This window comes from Burkholderia sp. MSMB2157WGS (genome assembly GCF_001532755.1).
GTDB lineage: Bacteria > Pseudomonadota > Gammaproteobacteria > Burkholderiales > Burkholderiaceae > Burkholderia.
Window position 1 is genome coordinate 20106 of sequence record NZ_LPJG01000014.1, and the last position, 17893, is coordinate 37998.

At 66.1% G+C, this 17893-nt stretch carries 17 protein-coding genes and 1 tRNA gene; 8 read left to right on the forward strand and 10 right to left on the reverse strand.

All coding sequences use genetic code 11. The features are described 5' to 3' along the window. The first annotated feature begins 298 nt into the window (after positions 1–298). Positions 299–700, forward strand: coding sequence for a cupin domain-containing protein (locus WT53_RS09415; protein WP_059782962.1), 402 nt, complete (start codon positions 299–301; stop codon positions 698–700). A gap of 124 nt (positions 701–824) precedes the next feature. Here WT53_RS09415 and WT53_RS09420 read toward each other — a convergent pair. The 6 genes from WT53_RS09420 to cysS all read right to left on the reverse strand — a co-directional run bounded on the left by WT53_RS09420 (position 825) and on the right by cysS (position 7445). After that, positions 825–918: transfer RNA gene (locus WT53_RS09420), tRNA-Ser, on the reverse strand. 110 nt (positions 919–1028) lie between these two features. Beyond that, positions 1029–2282, reverse strand: a complete 1254-nt coding sequence (locus WT53_RS09425; RefSeq protein WP_011549493.1) for an aspartate kinase — start codon at positions 2280–2282, stop codon at positions 1029–1031. Between the two features lie 342 nt (positions 2283–2624). Further along, positions 2625–4055 carry a tRNA lysidine(34) synthetase TilS gene (gene tilS, locus WT53_RS09430; RefSeq protein ID WP_060259463.1) on the reverse strand — a complete coding sequence of 477 codons (1431 nt, stop codon included), beginning with the start codon at positions 4053–4055 and terminating at the stop codon, positions 2625–2627. 46 nt (positions 4056–4101) lie between these two features. Then, positions 4102–5073 carry an acetyl-CoA carboxylase carboxyltransferase subunit alpha gene (locus WT53_RS09435; protein WP_034207712.1) on the reverse strand — a complete coding sequence of 324 codons (972 nt, stop codon included), beginning with the start codon at positions 5071–5073 and terminating at the stop codon, positions 4102–4104. 103 nt (positions 5074–5176) lie between these two features. Next, positions 5177–6004 carry a DNA-3-methyladenine glycosylase gene (locus WT53_RS09440; protein WP_034207713.1) on the reverse strand — a complete coding sequence of 276 codons (828 nt, stop codon included), beginning with the start codon at positions 6002–6004 and terminating at the stop codon, positions 5177–5179. Positions 6005–6047: 43 nt separating this feature from the next. Further along, complete coding sequence (cysS, locus tag WT53_RS09445) at positions 6048–7445, reverse strand: cysteine--tRNA ligase (RefSeq protein ID WP_034207714.1); 1398 nt, start codon at positions 7443–7445, stop codon at positions 6048–6050. 234 nt (positions 7446–7679) lie between these two features. Here cysS and WT53_RS09450 point away from each other — a divergent pair, with 234 nt between their 5' ends. The 4 genes from WT53_RS09450 to WT53_RS09465 all read left to right on the forward strand — a co-directional run bounded on the left by WT53_RS09450 (position 7680) and on the right by WT53_RS09465 (position 10425). Continuing rightward, positions 7680–8402 carry a tetratricopeptide repeat protein gene (locus WT53_RS09450; RefSeq protein WP_060259468.1) on the forward strand — a complete coding sequence of 241 codons (723 nt, stop codon included), beginning with the start codon at positions 7680–7682 and terminating at the stop codon, positions 8400–8402. Positions 8403–8442: 40 nt separating this feature from the next. Further along, positions 8443–9018 (forward strand): peptidylprolyl isomerase, encoded by a 576-nt coding sequence (locus tag WT53_RS09455; RefSeq protein WP_034207716.1) that lies wholly within the window; start codon positions 8443–8445, stop codon positions 9016–9018. A gap of 88 nt (positions 9019–9106) precedes the next feature. Then, a complete protein-coding gene (locus WT53_RS09460; RefSeq protein WP_006483987.1) occupies positions 9107–9598 on the forward strand; it encodes a peptidylprolyl isomerase in 492 nt (163 codons plus the stop codon). A 26-nt stretch (positions 9599–9624) separates the two neighbouring features. After that, on the forward strand, positions 9625–10425 hold the full coding sequence (locus WT53_RS09465; protein WP_034207717.1) for a UDP-2,3-diacylglucosamine diphosphatase: 801 nt from the start codon (positions 9625–9627) through the stop codon (positions 10423–10425). 48 nt (positions 10426–10473) lie between these two features. Here the strand turns inward: WT53_RS09465 and cysE are convergent, their stop codons facing one another. Together cysE and WT53_RS09475 are read right to left on the reverse strand one after the other, a co-directional pair. Continuing rightward, positions 10474–11247 carry a serine O-acetyltransferase gene (cysE, locus tag WT53_RS09470; RefSeq protein ID WP_060259471.1) on the reverse strand — a complete coding sequence of 258 codons (774 nt, stop codon included), beginning with the start codon at positions 11245–11247 and terminating at the stop codon, positions 10474–10476. Positions 11248–11553: 306 nt separating this feature from the next. Further along, complete coding sequence (locus WT53_RS09475; protein ID WP_060259474.1) at positions 11554–12378, reverse strand: RNA methyltransferase; 825 nt, start codon at positions 12376–12378, stop codon at positions 11554–11556. A gap of 281 nt (positions 12379–12659) precedes the next feature. Here WT53_RS09475 and WT53_RS09480 point away from each other — a divergent pair, with 281 nt between their 5' ends. Together WT53_RS09480 and WT53_RS09485 are read left to right on the forward strand one after the other, a co-directional pair. After that, entirely contained in the window at positions 12660–13463 is an 804-nt protein-coding gene (locus WT53_RS09480) for an inositol monophosphatase family protein (protein ID WP_059608913.1), read from the forward strand. A gap of 304 nt (positions 13464–13767) precedes the next feature. Next, on the forward strand, positions 13768–15390 hold the full coding sequence (locus WT53_RS09485) for an NAD(P)/FAD-dependent oxidoreductase (RefSeq protein ID WP_060259477.1): 1623 nt from the start codon (positions 13768–13770) through the stop codon (positions 15388–15390). Between the two features lie 115 nt (positions 15391–15505). On the opposite strand, the gene WT53_RS09490 is transcribed toward WT53_RS09485, so the two are convergent. Together WT53_RS09490 and WT53_RS09495 are read right to left on the reverse strand one after the other, a co-directional pair. Beyond that, positions 15506–16141, reverse strand: a complete 636-nt coding sequence (locus WT53_RS09490; protein WP_060259480.1) for an isoprenylcysteine carboxylmethyltransferase family protein — start codon at positions 16139–16141, stop codon at positions 15506–15508. 442 nt (positions 16142–16583) lie between these two features. After that, positions 16584–16910, reverse strand: a complete 327-nt coding sequence (locus WT53_RS09495; protein ID WP_034207723.1) for an EthD family reductase — start codon at positions 16908–16910, stop codon at positions 16584–16586. A gap of 385 nt (positions 16911–17295) precedes the next feature. On the opposite strand from WT53_RS09495, the gene WT53_RS09500 reads away from it, so the two are divergent. After that, the gene (locus tag WT53_RS09500) at positions 17296–17787 is read left to right on the forward strand and encodes a hypothetical protein (RefSeq protein ID WP_034207724.1); all 492 of its coding nucleotides are present in this window, start codon (positions 17296–17298) and stop codon (positions 17785–17787) included. Positions 17788–17893 lie beyond the last annotated feature (106 nt).

Genomic DNA, 17893 nt, shown 5'->3' on the forward strand with positions numbered 1-17893 from the left:
CCGCTTCATATCCCTACGCCGCACCTGCTCCGTTCGCCCCAAAGATTTTCTTTCGGCGTGGACAAGATGTTCTCGATTGTCGACGGGCCGGACGGTAGGCATAGTTCCTCGCTCGCCGTGCAGATCGCAGCAAAGCCGGCTCGACCGGTGGCTTCGGTACGTTCGCTGCATTCCTTCGTTCCCCGACAGCGGTCGGGATCGTCGTTGCCGGCGAGCACACCTCGATCGATGGAGCGACCTCCGCATACCGGATTCTCCCGTCACGCGCCAACGGCGCATGCTAGTCAGAGACTGTCCCATGAAAATCTATCACTGCCTTCCTCTCATCTTGCTGACCCTGGCGAGCGCTCGACTCGCCGAAGCCGTCGATCGGGCACCCGCGGCCAAGGACACCGTCGTCTTGCAACGCGTTCCGGTCCCGGGATCGGATCACGAGATGGGCATGGGCATTGCCGAATTTCCTCCGAACGCGTCGAAGCCGCGGCACAAGGCGACTGGGCCCGAGGTTGCATACGTGCTGTCCGGCGAGGTCACGGTGGAGGCCGACGGTCAAGCCACGCGAGTCGTTCACGCCGGCGAGAGCTACCGGATGCCGGCCGGTGCCGTCCACGTGACGACTGCCGGGCCGGCAGGGGCGAAGGTTCTTGCCACGTGGGCCTGGATACCCGGCAAGCCGTTCAACATCCGTGTGCCGGACTAGCAGGCGCCGATCGACGACGGCAAACATGTTGCGTCGAGGCGGGTTCGCGAAATTGGGCAAGCCTCAGGCTGAAAAAGAAAAAGCCCCGCAAGTCCGAGAACTTGCGGGGCTTTGTCACCGCTTTTGGCGGAGACGGAGGGATTCGAACCCTCGATCCAGGTTTTGGCCCAGATGCTCCCTTAGCAGGGGAGTGCCTTCGACCTCTCGGCCACGTCTCCCAAACTTTCGCTCGCACCAGGGAGGCAGTGCGACGAGAACGAGATAATAAAGGGTTTCGAACCGTACGTCAATTTCCGTGATGCATTTTCTTCAATGCATCACGAAAAATTCACGATGCCTGGTCGAGTTCGAATACCTTGTGCAGCGCGCGGACGGCCAGTTCCATGTATTTCTCGTCGATCAGCACCGAAATCTTGATTTCGGACGTCGAGATCATCTGGATGTTGATGCCCTCTTCCGACAGCGTGCGGAACATCTTGCTCGCGACGCCCACGTGCGAACGCATGCCGACGCCGACGACCGACACCTTCGACACCTTCGGGTCGCCCTGCACGCGCTCGGCGCTCACATGGCCCTGCACCTGGTTGGTGAGGATGTCCATTGCCTTCTGGTAGTCGCCGCGGCCGACCGTGAACGTGAAGTCGGTCTTGCCTTCGACGCTCTGGTTCTGAATGATCATGTCGACGTCGACGTTCGCATCGGCCACCGGGCCGAGGATCTGATATGCGATACCCGGCTTGTCGGGCACGCCCATCACCGCAATGCGTGCTTCGTCGCGCTGGAACGCGATGCCGGAAATGACTGCCTTTTCCATGGTCTCGTCTTCTTCAAAAGTAATCAGGGTGCCCGAGCGCATTTCTTCGTCGAGCGCAATCAGCGGATCGGTCAGGCTCGACAGCACACGCGTCTTCACCTGGTATTTGCCGGCGAATTCGACCGAGCGGATCTGCAGGACCTTCGAGCCGAGGCTCGCCATTTCCAGCATCTCCTCGAACGTGACGCGATCGAGGCGGCGCGCCTCTTCGACGACACGCGGATCGGTCGTGTAGACGCCGTCGACGTCGGTATAGATCAGGCACTCCTCGGCACCCAGCGCGGCCGCCACCGCCACCGCCGACGTGTCCGAGCCGCCACGGCCGAGCGTCGTGATGTGACCGTCCGGGTCGACGCCCTGGAAGCCCGTGATGATCACGACCTTGCCCGCGTTCAGATCGTCCTTCACGCGCTCGTCGTCGATCGAGTGAATGCGTGCTTTCGTGAATGCGCTGTCGGTCTTGATCGGCACTTGCCAGCCGGCATAGCTCACGGCCTCGACGCCGATTTCCTGCAGCGCGATCGACAGCAGGCCGACGCTGACCTGCTCGCCGGTCGACGCGATCATGTCGAGCTCACGCGGGCTCGGCTGGCTCGAAATCTCTTTCGCAAGACCGAGCAGACGGTTGGTTTCGCCGGACATCGCCGACGGCACGACCACCATCTGGTGCCCGGCCTGATGCCATTTTGCGACGCGTTTCGCGACGTTCTTGATGCGCTCGACCGAGCCCATCGAAGTGCCGCCGTATTTGTGTACGATGAGTGCCATTGTCGTTCTGAACTGGAGGAGAAACCGCACGGGCGCGCTGGGCAGGCCGCGGAGCCGTTCGGTCACGCGGCTTGTGGCTGTGGACGGACGACGAGGGGGACGGCTGGGACGCAACACGCAAGCGTGACGGATTTTGCCCGGAAGGCCGATCAGGCCGCGCAAACCGGGTACGTCACGCGGAAAACCTGCACAAAACGCTCAAAAATCGAGCCGAGCAAACGACCGAGCGTACCCGATAGAAGCCCGCTTGACAAGCCGCGCACCGTGTCGACGGCCGTTCCGGCGCTGTTTACCAAATGGTGAAAAAGGGCCCGCCGTCGCGCCGCCGGCAGCCCGCCGCCGCTAGGCGATCAGCAGGTCCGGGCGCCATTCGATCCGGCGCCATGCGGGGGATGCGGGGGCGCCGGGCGCCGCGTCCTCGGGCACGTCGATGTCGCGATTGACGCCCAGCCGCGGCACGTAGATCAGTCGGTCGCCCGCGAACAGCAGCGGCACGTCGCGCTGCCACGCCGGCACGCCGCGCTCCTGGAACAGATTCTTCAGCGTCCGGCCCGGCCCGCCCGGCGACGTACGCATCCTTTCGCCGCCGGCCCGGGTGCGCACCGCCAGTCGCGCGCCGCGCAGCAGCGCCTCCGGCACCGCGTCCGCGCTGCCCGCGTCGGCCGGCGCGAACACGAACGTGCCGCGCCATCCCGGCAGGCGCCACACTTCCTGTCCGTCCCAGGCGAGCGCCGCCTCCGGTTGCGGCGTGCCCGTACCGTCGTCGGCCGGTTCGCTGCTGTCGCCCGCTTCCCAGTAGACGACATCGCGATAGAGCCGCAGGCACTGCCCCGCATGATCGACGCGCAGCGCATGCGCGTCGCGCGCCGCGCGCAGTTGCCGCATCATGTTGGCCAGCCGGGCAGCCGACGCGCCCGGCAAACCGAGCCGACGCATCCAGAAGCGCAGCAGGTTCGCGCCTCGCGTGTCGTCGAACGCGACCAGCGCATCGCGCGACAGCGCCCGACCGTCGTCGCGCGCGGCGACGGCGAAATCCAGCTCGGCCAGATCGTCGAGCAGCCGCTGAGCGGCCGCCGCATGCTGGGCCGCGCGACCGAGCGCGTCGCGAAAGCCCGGGAAATGCACGGCCAGCGCCGGCAGCACGTCGATGCGCAGCGCATTGCGCGCATAGCGCGTATCGCCGTTCGATTCGTCGTCGATCCACGCGAGCGCGTGCTGCTCCGCATAGCGCTTGAGTTGTGCGCGCAACAGTCGCAGCAATGGACGCACACGCTCGATGCGCGTGCCGTCGGGGCGATAACGCGGCGCCATCGCGGCAAGCCCCGCGATTCCCGCCCCGCGCAACAGTTGCAGCAGCACCGTTTCCGCCTGGTCGTCCGCATGTTGCGCGAGCCACAACGCCGCCACGCCGTGGCGCTCGCCCATCTCGTCGAGCGCCGCGTAGCGACGCTCGCGCGCGGTCGCCTCGAGACCGAGCCCGCTGTCGCGCGGCACGTCGACGCGCATCGATTCGAATGCGACACCGCGCCGCGCCGCCTCCGCTTCGGCATGCGCGACCCATGCATCGGCGTTCGCGCTCAGGCCGTGATGCACGTGCAGCGCGACACAGCGCGATGCGCCCGCGACGCGCACGGCCGCATCGAGCAGCACCGTCGAATCCAGACCGCCGCTGTAGGCGATCGCGATGCGCGCATCCGGCGGCAGGCCGGAAAGCGCAACGCCGACCGCGTCGAATACGACACGGTCGGCGGAGAATTCGGTGGGCGGGATCACGAGCGGGACGCGCGCGCAGCGGCGCGCGAATCGAATACGCAGCCGGTCATGCGCCGGGCGTGGTTTCCTTGAACTTGCCGTAGGCCATCAGGCGCTCGAAGCGGCGCTCGCGCAGCGCATCGATGCTCATGCCCTGGAACTGGCGCAGCGAATCGGCCAGCGCACGGCGCAGCAGCGCGGCCATGCCCTTCGGATCGCGATGCGCGCCGCCGAGCGGCTCGTTGACGATCTTGTCGATCAGGCCGAGCGCCTTCAGGCGGTGCGCGGTCAGGCCCAGCGCTTCCGCCGCTTCCGGCGCCTTCGCGGCGCTCTTCCACAGGATCGACGCGCAGCCTTCCGGCGAGATCACCGAGTAGGTCGAGAACTGCAGCATCATCACGGTATCGGCCACCGCGATCGCGAGCGCGCCGCCCGAGCCGCCCTCGCCGATCACCGTCGTGATGATCGGCGTCTTCAGCTCGGCCATCACGTACAGATTGCGGCCGATCGCCTCCGACTGGCCGCGCTCTTCCGCGCCGATGCCCGGGTACGCGCCCGGCGTGTCGACGAACGTGAAGATCGGCAGCCCGAACTTCTCGGCCAGACGCATCAGGCGTTCGGCCTTGCGATAGCCTTCCGGGCGCGGCATCCCGAAGTTGCGCGCGGCGCGCTCCTTCGTGTCGCGGCCCTTCTGGTGACCGATCACCATGCACGGATGGCCGCCGAAGCGTGCGAGACCGCCGACGATCGACAGGTCGTCCGCGAACGCGCGGTCGCCATGCAGCTCGTGAAAATCGGTAAACAGCTCCGCGACGTAATCGAGCGTGTACGGACGCTGCGGATGCCGCGCGATCTGCGAAACCTGCCACGGCGACAGGTTCGCGTAGAGGTCCTTCGTCAGTTGCTGGCTTTTCTTCGACAGCCGCTCGATTTCTTCCGAAATATCGACAGCCGAGTCGTCCTGCACGAATCGCAGCTCTTCGATCTTGGCCTCGAGTTCGGCGATCGGCTGTTCGAAATCCAGAAACGTGGTCTTCATGTGTTCGAATCCTTGGGTCTTGCGGCAGCGCGTATTCTACCCGCGCGGGCGACGCTCAAAACCGGCTCTCAACTATTGATGTTTAAAACCCGATAGCCGGCGCTCAGGCGTCGGCGTCGGGCGCATCGAGGCTGCGCCACATGTACCAGGTCGCGACGGTGCGCCACGGTTCCCAGTTGGCCGCGACCTCGCGCGCCTCGCTGCGCGTGACGGGTTCCCCGCTGAAGTAATTGACGCTGATCGCACGGATCAGGCCCGGGTCGTCGAGCGGCAGCACGTCCGGCCGCGACAGGTTGAAGATCAGGAACATCTCGGCGGTCCAGCGGCTGATGCCGCGGATCTGCGTGAGTTCCGCGATCACGTCCTCGTCGTCCATCGACGTCCATTTGTCGACGTGCAGCGCCCCCGACACGAAATGCTGCGCGAGATCGAGGATGTATTCCGTCTTGCGCTTCGACAGCCCGCATGCGATCAGCTTGTCCGCGCCGAGCCGGATCACCGGTTGCGGCGCGAGTTTCGGACAGGCGTCCTCGATGCGCGCCCACAGCGACTGGGCGGACGGCACCGAAATCTGCTGGCCGACGACCGAGCGCGCGAGCGTGACGAACGGGTCGCCGCGCTTCACGAGATGCGCGGGGCCGAACTTCGGAATCAGCTTCTTCAGGATCCGGTCGCGCTTGACGAGGTCCGCGCACGCCTTGTCCCAATAGGCAGGACGCACGACGACCTCCTCGCCGTCCGCTTCGGACACACGTGTCTTGCGGGCCGTGTCGGCGGCCGGCGGCGCGGCCGCAGGCTGCGCATGACCGTTCAGCGCGCCGTTCGGCACGGCGCGCGTCGCGTCCGCCTTCGTCGCCGGTACGCGCTTGGCTGCCGGACGCGCGGCGACCGGGGTCGCGCGCCTGACCGGCGCTTTTCTGGCCGTTGCCATCTTGCCTCCTACCTGACGGATCGGTCAGTGGAACGCACCGCGCTCATACGCGACGCCATTCGGTCGATCCACCCGGTTTGTCTTCAAGTGCGATGCCGGCGTCGAGCAATTCCGCCCGGATCCGGTCCGCTTCGGCATAGTCCTTCGCTTGCTTCGCCGCGACGCGCGCGGCGATCTTCGCTTCGATCTCGTCGGCAGCGAGCCCGCCCGCCTGCGCGGCGCCCGACGCCTGCTGCAGGAACGCGCGCGGTTCGCGGCCCAGCAGGCCGAGCAGGCCCGCCAGCTGTTTCAGTTGCCGCGCGAGCGACGCATCGCGCGTGCGGTTGACTTCACCCGCCAGCTCGAACAGCGTCGCCACCGCGACCGGCGTATTGAAATCGTCGTTCATCGCGGCCGCGAAACGCTGCGCGTGCGGCTCGTTCCAGTCGAGCGCGAGCGTATCGGCGTCGACGTCCTTCAGCGCGGTGTACAGACGCGTGAGCGACGCGCGCGCATCGTCGAGGTGCACGTCGCTGTAATTGAGCGGCGAACGGTAGTGCGTGCGCACGATGAAGAAGCGCACGACTTCCGCGTCGTAACGCTCGAGCACTTCGCGGATCGTGAAGAAGTTGCCGAGCGATTTCGACATCTTCTCGTTGTCGACCTGCACGAAGCCGTTGTGCATCCAGTAGTTGACGAACGTCTCGCCGGTCGCGCCTTCGCTCTGCGCGATCTCGTTCTCGTGGTGCGGGAATTGCAGATCCTGCCCGCCGCCGTGGATGTCGAAGTGATTGCCGAGCAGCGTGCAGCCCATCGCCGAGCACTCGATGTGCCAGCCCGGGCGCCCCATCCCGTACTTCGACGCCCACGACGCGCCTTCCGGATCTTCCGGCTTCGCGCGCTTCCACAGCACGAAGTCGAGCGGATCTTCCTTCGCGTCGTTCGCGGCGACGCGCTCGCCCGCGCGCAGATCGTCGAGCGACTTGCCCGACAGCTTCCCGTAGTTCGTGAACTTGCGCACCGAGTAATTGACGTCGCCGTCGGTCGCCTGGTACGCGTAGCCGTTCGTCTCGAGCGTCTCGATCATGCCGAGCATCTGCGGGATGAACTGCGTCGCGCGCGGCTCGATGTCGGGCCGCTGGATGCCGAGCGCGGCTTCGTCCTCGTGCATCGCGCCGATGAAGCGGTCGGTCAGCGACTTGATCGTCTCGCCGTTCTCGACCGCGCGGCGGATGATCTTGTCGTCGATGTCGGTGATGTTGCGCACATACGTGACCCGATAGCCGATCGCACGCAACCAGCGCTGGACGAGGTCGAACACGACCAGCATGCGCGCGTGGCCCACGTGACAATAGTCGTAGACGGTGATCCCGCATACGTACATCCGCACTTCGCCGGACTGGCGCGGCACGAAAACTTGCTTGTCACGCGCGAGCGTGTTGTAGATGCGCAGTGATTCCATAGAGATGAACCGTGAGCCGAAGGAAACCGCCCTGGCGAAGCTCGCCCAGCATGTGAAACGGACGGACCATCTGCCGCGGCGCCAGGCCGCGCGTCCTCGATATCACATGGGGCGGTCAGGCTGCAAGCACAGCGGTGACGGCCACGAGAGGCTGAGAAAGACTGTCTGACGCTCGCCGGAACGCGCAGACGTTTTGTTAGAATGGCTCGGAGTATAACATTCCGATTTACGCCTATGAAACCTCATCGCGGCCGCGCGCCGAGCGCTGCGACCCTCGTTGCGACCACCGTCATGGGCGTCGCGCTGACGCTTTTCGCGGCTCCCGCGGCGCATGCGCAAAAGGCCCCGGCGGTCGCCGACGGCACCCCCGAAATCGACGCGTCGATCGCCGGCAAGCAGTGGAAGCAGGCGCTCGCGCAGCTCGACGCACGCATCGCGTCGAACCCGCACGACGTGCAGGCGCAGTTCAAGCGCGGCACCGTGCTGGCCCGCCTGAACCGCGACGACGACGCGATCCAGCAGTTCGTCGCGATCACGCAGGCGTACCCCGAACTGCCCGAGCCGTACAACAATCTCGCGGCGCTCTACGCGAAACACGGCCGCTACGACGAAGCGCGCACCGCGCTCGTCACCGCGACGCAATCGAACCCGAGCTACTCGCTCGCGTACGAGAACCTCGGCGATCTGTACCTGCGGCTCGCGGCCGAATCGTACAAGCGCGCGCAATCGCTCGGCCGCACGAGCGGCGCGACCGCGCAGCGCCTCGCTGATCTCCAGAAGATCGTGTCGCCGTCGAAGGCCGCGCCGAACGCCCGCGCGACGACGCCGACCACGCGCGACTACACCGATCGCGCCGCCGCGAACGTGAGCACCACCACGCTGCCGATGTCGCCGACGTTCCAGTTCAGCGGTCCGTCGGGCGCACTGGCGGCGCCGTACGTCGCGCCGTCGAAATAAGCGGCGCGGCCTTCCTTCCCCTCCCAACCTGAGGATCGCAATGAAACGTCTGTTGCTGGCGCTTGGCGGCGCCGCCCTTCTCGCGACCGCACCCGCGTTCGCGCAAACGGCCACCGCGCACCCCGTCGTGCAGCTGAAGACCTCGCAGGGCGACATCCGCGTCGAGCTCTATCCGGAGAAGGCGCCGAAATCCGTCGCCAACTTCCTCGATTACGTGAAGTCCGGCCAGTACAACGGCACGATCTTCCATCGCGTGATCAAGGGCTTCATGATCCAGGGCGGCGGCTACAAGACCAACTTCGAGGAGAAGCCGACCCGTGCGCCGATCCCGCTGGAGAGCCGCAATGGTCTGAAGAACCTGACGGGCACGATCGCGATGGCGCGCACCAGCGACCCGAATTCGGCGACCGCGCAGTTCTTCATCAATACGGTCGACAACGGCGGCCTCGACTACCCGAACCCGGACGGCAACGGCTATGCGGTGTTCGGCAAGGTCGTGTCGGGTCTCGACGTCGTGAAGAAGATCGAAGGCGTGGCGACGACCTCGCGCGGCCCGATGCAGGACGTGCCGGCCCAGCCGGTCGTGATCGAATCGGCGAGCATCGTCTCGAAGTAAGCACCTGCCGGCACGTCCGGCGCCTCACGCGGCCGCGTCGCACGACCGGCCGCGTGCCATTTAAACCGCCTCACCGAAGGAATTCATCATGGTTGAACTGCATACGAACCACGGCGTGATCAAGCTCGAACTCGACGCCGCGAAGGCACCGAAGACGGTCGAGAACTTCCTGAACTACGTGAAGAAGGGCCATTACGACGGCACCGTGTTCCATCGCGTGATCAACGGCTTCATGATCCAGGGCGGCGGCTTCGAGCCGGGCCTGAAGCAGAAGCCGACCGACGCGCCGATCGACAACGAAGCGAACAACGGCCTGAAGAACGACAACTACACGATCGCGATGGCGCGCACGAACGATCCGCATTCGGCGACCGCCCAGTTCTTCATCAACGTGAACGACAACGACTTCCTGAACCACTCGTCGCCGACGCCGCAGGGCTGGGGCTACGCGGTGTTCGGCAAGGTCGTCGAAGGCCAGGACGTGGTCGACAAGATCAAGGGCGTCAAGACGGGCAACGCCGGCTTCCATCAGGACGTGCCGACCGACGACGTCGTGATCGAAAAGGCCGTGGTGGTCTGACGCGCAGTCGTTACGGAGGCACTTCGATGTTGCAGGAGAGTCCGCCGCGAAGCGTCTCCGCGGGCGTGCCGGGCGAGCGCGAATACGCGCAAGCCGCACGCCCGTTCCTGTTTCTCTCCGATCTGCACTTGAGCGAAGCGATTCCGAAGACGGTCGCCGCGTTCGAGCATTTCGTGAGATACACCGCCGACAGCGCCGATTCGGTGTTCATCCTCGGCGACCTGTTCGAATACTGGATCGGCGACGACATCCTCGACGACGATCCGTTCGCCGCGCGCATGGCCGCGCTGATGCACACGTTCTCGGAACGCGGCATCGCGCTCTACGTGATGCACGGCAACCGCGATTTCCTGCTTGGCCGGCGCTTCATGAAGGCGGCCGGCGCGATGCTGCTGCCCGATCCTTCGCTGATCGTCGCGTTCGGCCAGCGCATCGTGCTCGCGCACGGCGACGCGCAATGCACAGCTGACCGCGGCTACCAGATGTTCCGTCGCTTCGCGCGCAACCGCGTCGCGCAATGGCTGTTTCTCGCGTGGCCGTTCCGCTGGCGCCGCGCGCTCGCGCAACGCATGCGCTCGACCAGCGAAGCGGGCCGCATGCGCCCCGCTTCGGCCCTCTACGACGTCACGCGGGAAGGCGTGGCCGCGCTGTTCCGGAAAAGCCGCGCGAGCGTGATCATTCACGGCCACACGCACCGCCCCGCGCGCCACGCGGAACCGGGTGGAATCCGCTGGGTGCTGCCCGACTGGGATCTCGATCACGGCACGCCGCGCGGCGGCTACCTGCGCGTCGATGCGGAAGGCATCCACGCGATGCCGCTCGACTGACGCCGCCGCGGCCGCGCCGACAGCCGCCGTCGGCGCCCTTCCCGTTCGTTACATCTGGCGTTCGACCGTCCTGCCTTCCAGCACCGCGGACAGCCTGCGCAGGTCGAGGCCCGCCGCGTCGGCGCCCTGCAGCGTTTCCAGATGCGTGCCGAGCCGCTCGAGCGCCGCGACGATCTCGTCGACGCGGCGGCTTTCCTTCGCCGCGTGATCGATCAGCCCGTGAATCGCGAGCGACATCGGATCGTCGGCGTTCGGCGTGATCCCGTATGCGCAAAATGCCGCGCGTTCGGGTTGCAGCTTCGGCTGCGCCGGCATCACGATGCGCGCCGGATTGCCGACCGCCGTACCGCCCGCCGGCACCGGCTTGACGACCACCGCGTTCGAGCCGATCTTCGCGCCCGCGCCGACCGTGAACCCGCCGAGCACCTTCGCGCCCGCACCGACGATCACGCCGGCCTCGAGCGTCGGATGGCGTTTCGCGCCGCGCGTGAGCGACGTGCCGCCCAGCGTCACGCCCTGATAGATCGTGCAGTCGTCGCCGACGATCGCCGTCTCGCCGATCACGACGCCCATGCCGTGATCGATGAACACGCGCCGGCCGATCGTCGCGCCGGGGTGGATCTCGATCCCGGTCAGGAATCGACCGGCCTGCGACGCGAATCGCGCGAGCCAGTAGCGTTTCGCGCGCCAGCATGCATGCGCGAAACGGTGCAGCACGAGCGCATGCAGCCCCGGATAACAGGTCAGCACTTCCCACGCACTGCGAGCGGCGGGATCCCGCTCGCGAATCGTTGCAATGTCTTCGCGCAGTCTCGTGAACATGATGTGATCAGGGAAAAGGCCGGCGCGCATCGCCGGCAATGCCGGCCGTTATCGCGCCGGGTCATTTGCTTATGACGTCCGGCGATTGTAGGGCCAGTCGCGCTGGGCCGCACGCGGCCGCGCGTTCACCCCGCGGCCGGCACGGGTATTCGGCCGGGACGCTTGCTGCGACGGGGTTTCCGCGGAGGGTCGATCGGGAGAAACAGTGGGTTCGGCGTGGCCGGTCGGCCGCTGCATGGCCTGTCCGGCCACACGCCGCCTTCATCGGCGAACTCCCCCGCGCCTGACAATCGCAGCGCGGGCCCCTTACGCGTCGCCGCCCGGCTTGCCCGATTTCAGCAGGATGTGCTTCGCGACACCGCGCAGGATGTTGACCTCCTCGCGCTCGAGGCCCGTGCGCGCGAACAGGCGCCGCAGCCGCGGCATCAGCTTCTTCGGGTTGCGCGGATCGAGGAAGTCGAGCGCGATCAGTGCGTTCTCGAGGTGCACGTACATCCGCTCGATTTCGTCGCTCTGCGCGAGCGTGCCGGCTTCGGCCTGCGGCTGCGCCGACGGCTCGCTCGCCTGCTCGAGAAACGCGACGCGCAACTCGTATGCGAGCACCTGCACGGCCTGCGCGAGATTCAGCGAACTGTAGGCCGGGTTGGCCGGAATGTGCGCGAGCGCGCTGCACTGCTCGACATGCTCGTTCGCGAGGCCGGTGCGCTCGTTGCCGAACACGAGCGCGATGTCGCCCGTGCCGACCTGCGTGCTCGCCTGCGCGGCGGCCGCGCGCGGCGCGAGGCGCGGCGGCCCGTATTCGCGCGTGCGCGCAGTCAGCGCGATCGACCAGTGAACGCCGGACAGCGCTTCACCGAGCGTCGGCACGACGTGCGCGGACGCGAGCACGTCGTCCGCGCCGCTGGCCATCGCGATCGCCTCGGGGTCGCGCTGCACGTGCGGCACGCGCGGCGCGACCAGCACGAGGCGCGAGAAGCCCATCGTCTTCAGCGCGCGGGCGGCCGCCCCGACGTTGCCGGGATGGCTCGGCTCGACAAGCACGAAACGGGTGGACGTGAAGCCGCCGGTCGGCGGCGAGGACGAGGCCGCGCCCGATTCGGACGGCGCGGCGGGGTTCTGCGAGGTTTCCACTACGATACGACTCGGTTCATCAGAATGGCCGTATGGTATCGCCATCGCTCCCGCAAACCCACTCGTCCGGACGGCCAGTGGGGGTTTCCCCGCATGCCGGTCGCCTGAAAGCGCCGAAAATCGGGTAAAATCATGCCTTTACGTGTTGCGCTCGGCGCAGCGCGGGTCGTACCCCGCTCTTTGTCAATTCGCGTCTCACCTCGCCCCGGCACGCTTGCGCCGTTCCGGGCGGTTGTCCCACTTCGTGGCGGCCCGTGCCGCCGGCTACAGGATCCAGGCTCATGCATCCCATGCTCAATATTGCTGTCAAGGCTGCGCGCCGCGCCGGACAGATCATCAATCGCGCGTCCCTCGATCTCGACCTGATCGAGATCCGCAAGAAGCAACAGAACGACTTCGTCACCGAAGTGGACAAGGCCGCCGAAGACGCGATCATCGAGACGCTGAAGACCGCCTACCCCGACCACGCGATCCTCGCGGAGGAATCGGGCGAATCGGAGAACGAATCCGAATTCAAGTGGATCATCGATCCGCTCGACGGCACGACCAACTTCATCCACGGCTTCCCGTACTACTGCGTATCGATCGCGCTCGAGCACAAGGGCGTCGTCACGCAGGCCGTCGTCTACGATCCGAACAAGAACGACCTGTTCACGGCCACCCGCGGCCGCGGCGCGTACCTGAACGACCGCCGCATCCGCGTCGGCCGCCGCGACCGCCTGTCGGACGCGCTGGTCGGCACGGGCTTCCCGTTCCGCGAGAAGGACGGCCTCGACGCCTACGCGCGCCTCTTCACCGAGATGACGCAGGCCTGCACGGGCCTGCGCCGCCCGGGCGCGGCGGCGCTCGACCTCGCGAACGTCGCGGCCGGCCGCCTCGACGCGTTCTTCGAGCAAGGCATCAACGTGTGGGACATGGCGGCGGGCAGCCTGCTGATCACCGAGGCCGGCGGCCTCGTCGGCAACTACACGGGCGACGCCGATTTCCTGCATCGCCACGAGATCGTCGCCGCGAACCCGAAGATCTACGCGCAGATGATCCCGATCCTGAACCGCTACAGCCGCGTGCATCCGGCAGCGGAATGAGCCCGGGCCGCGCCCGCGCGGCGCGGCTTTCGCGCAAACCGCTCGCGCGGCATCGTCACGATGGCGCGCCGATCGCCCGACACGCGGGACAATCTTCCGTGCACACGGGTCGCTTCGTGCGCCTATCCTGAAGTTGCTCGCGTTGCCCGTACGGGTCGGCGTACCGCCGCTCGCACCGCTCGTCCGGCAACGACAGCGCATGGTTTGCGTCCGGCATGCCCGCACGGCGAACGACGCCGCCGGCGTGCCGGCCCCGCCTGTATCAACACCGCCACGGCGCCGTGGCAATCGCATCCGAGTCCCCATGTTACGGCTAAGCGAAATCAAACTCCCTCTCGACCACCCCGACAGCGCGCTCGAGGCCGCGATTCGCGCGCGCCTCGCGGAGCTCGGCGTGGCGGCAGACGGACTGCTCCGTTACACCGTGTTCCGCCGCGCGCACGACGCACGCAAACGCGCCGACATCAAGCTCACGTACATCGTCGACGTCGAAGTCACCGACGAGGCGGCCGCGCTCGAGCGCATCGCCGGCAAGCCGCATTGCGGCGTGACGCCCGACATGACGTATCACTTCGTCACGAAGGCGCCCGAGCACGCCGATTTCCTGCGCCCGGTCGTCGTCGGCATGGGGCCGTGCGGGCTGTTCGCGGGGCTGATCCTCGCGCAGATGGGCTTCCGTCCCATCATTCTCGAACGCGGCAAGGCCGTGCGCGAGCGCACCAAGGACACCTTCGGCCTGTGGCGCAAGAGCGTGCTCAACCCCGAATCCAACGTGCAGTTCGGCGAAGGCGGCGCGGGGACGTTCTCCGACGGCAAGCTGTACAGCCAGATCAAGGATCCGAACCACTATGGCCGCAAGGTGCTGGACGAATTCGTCAAGGCCGGCGCACCCGAGGACATCCTGTATCTGAGCCGGCCGCACATCGGCACGTTCCGACTCGTCAGCATGGTGGAAAAAATGCGCGCGTCGATCCACGAACTCGGCGGCGAAGTGCGTTTCGAAACCCGCGTCGACGACATCGACATCGACCAGGGCAAGGTGCGCGCGCTCAAGCTGTCGAACGGGGAAACGCTGCGGTGCGACCGCGTGGTGCTGGCCGTGGGCCACAGCGCGCGCGACACGTTCCAGATGCTGCACGACCGCGGCGTCTACATCGAAGCCAAGCCGTTCTCGCTCGGTTTTCGCATCGAACATCCGCAGGGGCTGATCGATCGCAGCCGCTTCGGCAAGTTCGCGGGCCACAAGCAGCTCGGCGCGGCCGACTACAAGGTGGTCCACCACGCAAGCAACGGGCGGGCCGTCTACAGCTTCTGCATGTGCCCGGGCGGCACGGTGGTCGCCGCGACCTCGGAGCCCGGCCGCGTGGTCACCAACGGGATGAGCCAGTATTCCCGCGCCGAGCGCAATGCGAATGCGGGCATCGTCGTCGGCATCACGCCGGACGACTATCCGGGCGGTCCGCTCGCCGGCATCGCGTTCCAGCGCAAATGGGAAGAACGCGCATTCGAACTCGGCGGCGGCGATTACCGCGCGCCGGGCCAACTGGTCGGCGATTTCATCGCGGGCCGGCCGTCGACGTCGCTGGGCACCGTGGAACCGTCGTACAAGCCCGGCGTGAATCCGACCGATCTCAGCACCGCGCTGCCGGACTACGCGATCGAAGCGATCCGCGAAGCGCTGCCCGAGATCGACAAGAAGATCGCCGGCTTCGCGATGCACGATGCCGTGCTCACCGGCGTGGAAACGCGCACGTCGTCGCCGATCCGGATTCGGCGCAAGGACGACTACCAGAGCTTGAACGTCGAAGGCCTGTATCCGGCCGGCGAAGGCGCCGGCTATGCGGGCGGCATCTATTCGGCAGCGATCGACGGGATCGAGGTCGCGCAGGCAGTGGCGCTCAGCCTGACGTCGGCGCACGCGTCCTGATCTGCGATACGGGGCCGGCGCGCGAAGGTCCGTGACCCGAACGCGCCGGCTTTCGCGTGTCCGCCGCGCCCATGCGCGATCGGCGCCCGGCCGTCGCGCGCTTTCGGTGTTCCCGTCAAAACACGCCCGGAATCAACCGGTACCGCACCTTCGTCTTGTACGCACGATAATCGGCGTCTTCCGACAACACCCTCTCCTCCATGACGATTCGCGCGATCTGCAGCAGCATCCAGATGCCGATCGTGAGCAGGTTCCGGGTACTGAAATTCGCAAGCAGGAAGCCGATTTCGGACAACAGGTAACCGGCATAGATCGGATGACGCATGAACCGGTACGCCCCGGTCGAAACCACGCCGCGATTCGCCGGCAGCAGACCGAACGAGCGCCCCAGCGACAGCTTCGCGAACAGTTGCCACGCAATCCCGGAAACTTGCCAGACGCCGCCTGCCCATTCCGGAATCAGTTGCGTACTGGCGTTCAGCTGATAGGCAAGGCAGTAGAACGAACCGCCCAGCGCCACGATCACCGCGACGGGATGCCAGTCGCGCCGCTTCGGCAGTTTCGCGAAAGCCGACATTCCGACGGTCAGTCCCGCGGAAACCAGCAGCAGGATCAGCGTGATCCGGCTCGGATTCAATCGCCACTGCATATAAATCAAATAGGCGAATGCGCCCAGCACGGTCACCGAAGACACGCGAGCGCCAAGCTCGATCGGATCGATCCGCTCCGACTTGCCCGCGACCGCGGTCATGGGCGACACCGGCGTACTTTGCGCGCACGCTCCCCCGACATCCTGTACGGCTTGCTTCATGTTCGTGCCCCGTTAATCTATTGTATTTTTATACATCGACGTTTCAGCGTAGCACGCCGATCTCGTCGACACGGGCCCAAGTTTCAGTTTTGCGACGCGAATCGGTGTAAGTCCCGAGCGTATCGGCCAGCAGAAAGACGGATGGGCCGGATGACGCAGTTTGCCAAACGTTTCACAGGTCATGGCGTTTCCGGACGGATCCGATTCTCCCCGCTCGCCCGCAATACGCCGGCTTGCATCCCCGACGAAATGAGGGCCGGTCAAGGCGACGTACCGGTGGCCATGACGGAAACCGGACATCGGCACCGCGGGGCGAGGCGCGGCGTGGCCAGGCCGCGTACGTCGCGCGCGCATGCAATGCCTGACGATATCGGAACCTGGATCAGGTTTCCGAACGCTCCACGACCACCTCGCTGATCTGCAGCACGGGGCGTATATCCGTGTAATTGGCAATGTCGGCCATGATCTCCTGCGCATGCGGATCGCGGGCCGCCTGGAAAGCTTCGAAGGAAGTACAGACGAAGTCGCACTTGGCCACGTACACGGGATCCATGCCCGGAGCGCCACCGGCGATTCCCTTGTCCACCGTGTAGTACAGGCATGCGGCGCCGAGGCGCTGTTTCACCATCGGCATATGCCGCTCGCGATAGTAAGCATGATCGAATCGCGCGCCTGCGGCGTACGGGTACATGACACTGACTTTGATCATCGGGTTCTCCTGTTGCTCCAAGGTAATCGACGCGGCGGCGCCCGCGAGACGAAATCGAGTCGCCGATACGGGGCGTTGGGGAAAGTCTTTCGGAATCGGCGCACGCATTGGTCTGATTGTAGGCACCGGTGAACCCATCTTGCCAGTTTGGTGGCGCGGGGTATCCAGCGATGCGGGAGCAGTCCGGCGACGTCGGACGCTTTGCTTTGTGGGCTGGCAGTCGAGTGGGCACGTCTCTCACATGGCAGCCGATCGCCATCGCCGACGACCGACCGAATGGCGAACTGCGAGCGGTCCCGTTTGGACCGCTGGTAAACTCGTGCAGTCGAAAGCAACTTTCCCGGTCATATGAGCGCTCGGCTCTGACCTGTCCGCCCCCACTATCATGCTCACCGCCTTCGAACTAGCTGGTTTTATTGCGGCGCATGCCGTCTGGTGTGTCTCCGACGCAGATGGCCTTACCCCCATCGCGGCATTTCAGACCGACGACGGTCAGCGGAAAATCGAGCGGCTGGTGTTCGACGATGCAGCCGAGGCAGTCGCGCAAGGTCGAAAGCGTCTCGACAGCGATCCGTCCAACGCAAGCGACGGCGTACTGGCGTACGACGGCCGGCTCGCGACTCCCGATGGCAAAAAGCTCGATGCGATCGTTCTGGAAGCGCGGTCCTACGCTTTCCCGTCGGCAAGGGCGGCCATTGCGGTCGCATACACGCCGAAGAGCACCGGCGACTTCCGCGTACACAAACCCAAACTCGTCTTGTGGGACAAGTGTGACGACTTCGACATGCGCGCCGCCATCGAGTCGTTCTTCAAAGGCGTTGCCTCGCACGAGCGAGGCGCGAAGGTCTGGAACGACGCGCTGGACGAGAGCAAGTAGGCATCGCCCGCTGCCGCTGGCCATCGCTTGCACCTGGCCAAACGGCGAACTTCGCGCGTGGACGTCGAAGCCACTGGTAAACTCGGGCAACCCAAGCAACAACTTA

Coding starts and splice junctions, on each gene's coding strand:
- WT53_RS09415 (WP_059782962.1), top strand. CDS start 299: ATGAAAATCTATCACTGCCTTCCTCTCATCTTGCTGACCCTGGCGAGC.
- WT53_RS09425 (WP_011549493.1), bottom strand. CDS start 2,282: ATGGCACTCATCGTACACAAATACGGCGGCACTTCGATGGGCTCGGTC.
- WT53_RS09435 (WP_034207712.1), bottom strand. CDS start 5,073: ATGAAGACCACGTTTCTGGATTTCGAACAGCCGATCGCCGAACTCGAG.
- WT53_RS09440 (WP_034207713.1), bottom strand. CDS start 6,004: ATGGCAACGGCCAGAAAAGCGCCGGTCAGGCGCGCGACCCCGGTCGCC.
- cysS (WP_034207714.1), bottom strand. CDS start 7,445: ATGGAATCACTGCGCATCTACAACACGCTCGCGCGTGACAAGCAAGTT.
- WT53_RS09450 (WP_060259468.1), top strand. CDS start 7,680: ATGAAACCTCATCGCGGCCGCGCGCCGAGCGCTGCGACCCTCGTTGCG.
- WT53_RS09455 (WP_034207716.1), top strand. CDS start 8,443: ATGAAACGTCTGTTGCTGGCGCTTGGCGGCGCCGCCCTTCTCGCGACC.
- WT53_RS09460 (WP_006483987.1), top strand. CDS start 9,107: ATGGTTGAACTGCATACGAACCACGGCGTGATCAAGCTCGAACTCGAC.
- WT53_RS09465 (WP_034207717.1), top strand. CDS start 9,625: ATGTTGCAGGAGAGTCCGCCGCGAAGCGTCTCCGCGGGCGTGCCGGGC.
- cysE (WP_060259471.1), bottom strand. CDS start 11,247: ATGTTCACGAGACTGCGCGAAGACATTGCAACGATTCGCGAGCGGGAT.
- WT53_RS09480 (WP_059608913.1), top strand. CDS start 12,660: ATGCATCCCATGCTCAATATTGCTGTCAAGGCTGCGCGCCGCGCCGGA.
- WT53_RS09485 (WP_060259477.1), top strand. CDS start 13,768: ATGTTACGGCTAAGCGAAATCAAACTCCCTCTCGACCACCCCGACAGC.
- WT53_RS09490 (WP_060259480.1), bottom strand. CDS start 16,141: ATGACCGCGGTCGCGGGCAAGTCGGAGCGGATCGATCCGATCGAGCTT.
- WT53_RS09495 (WP_034207723.1), bottom strand. CDS start 16,910: ATGATCAAAGTCAGTGTCATGTACCCGTACGCCGCAGGCGCGCGATTC.
- WT53_RS09500 (WP_034207724.1), top strand. CDS start 17,296: ATGCTCACCGCCTTCGAACTAGCTGGTTTTATTGCGGCGCATGCCGTC.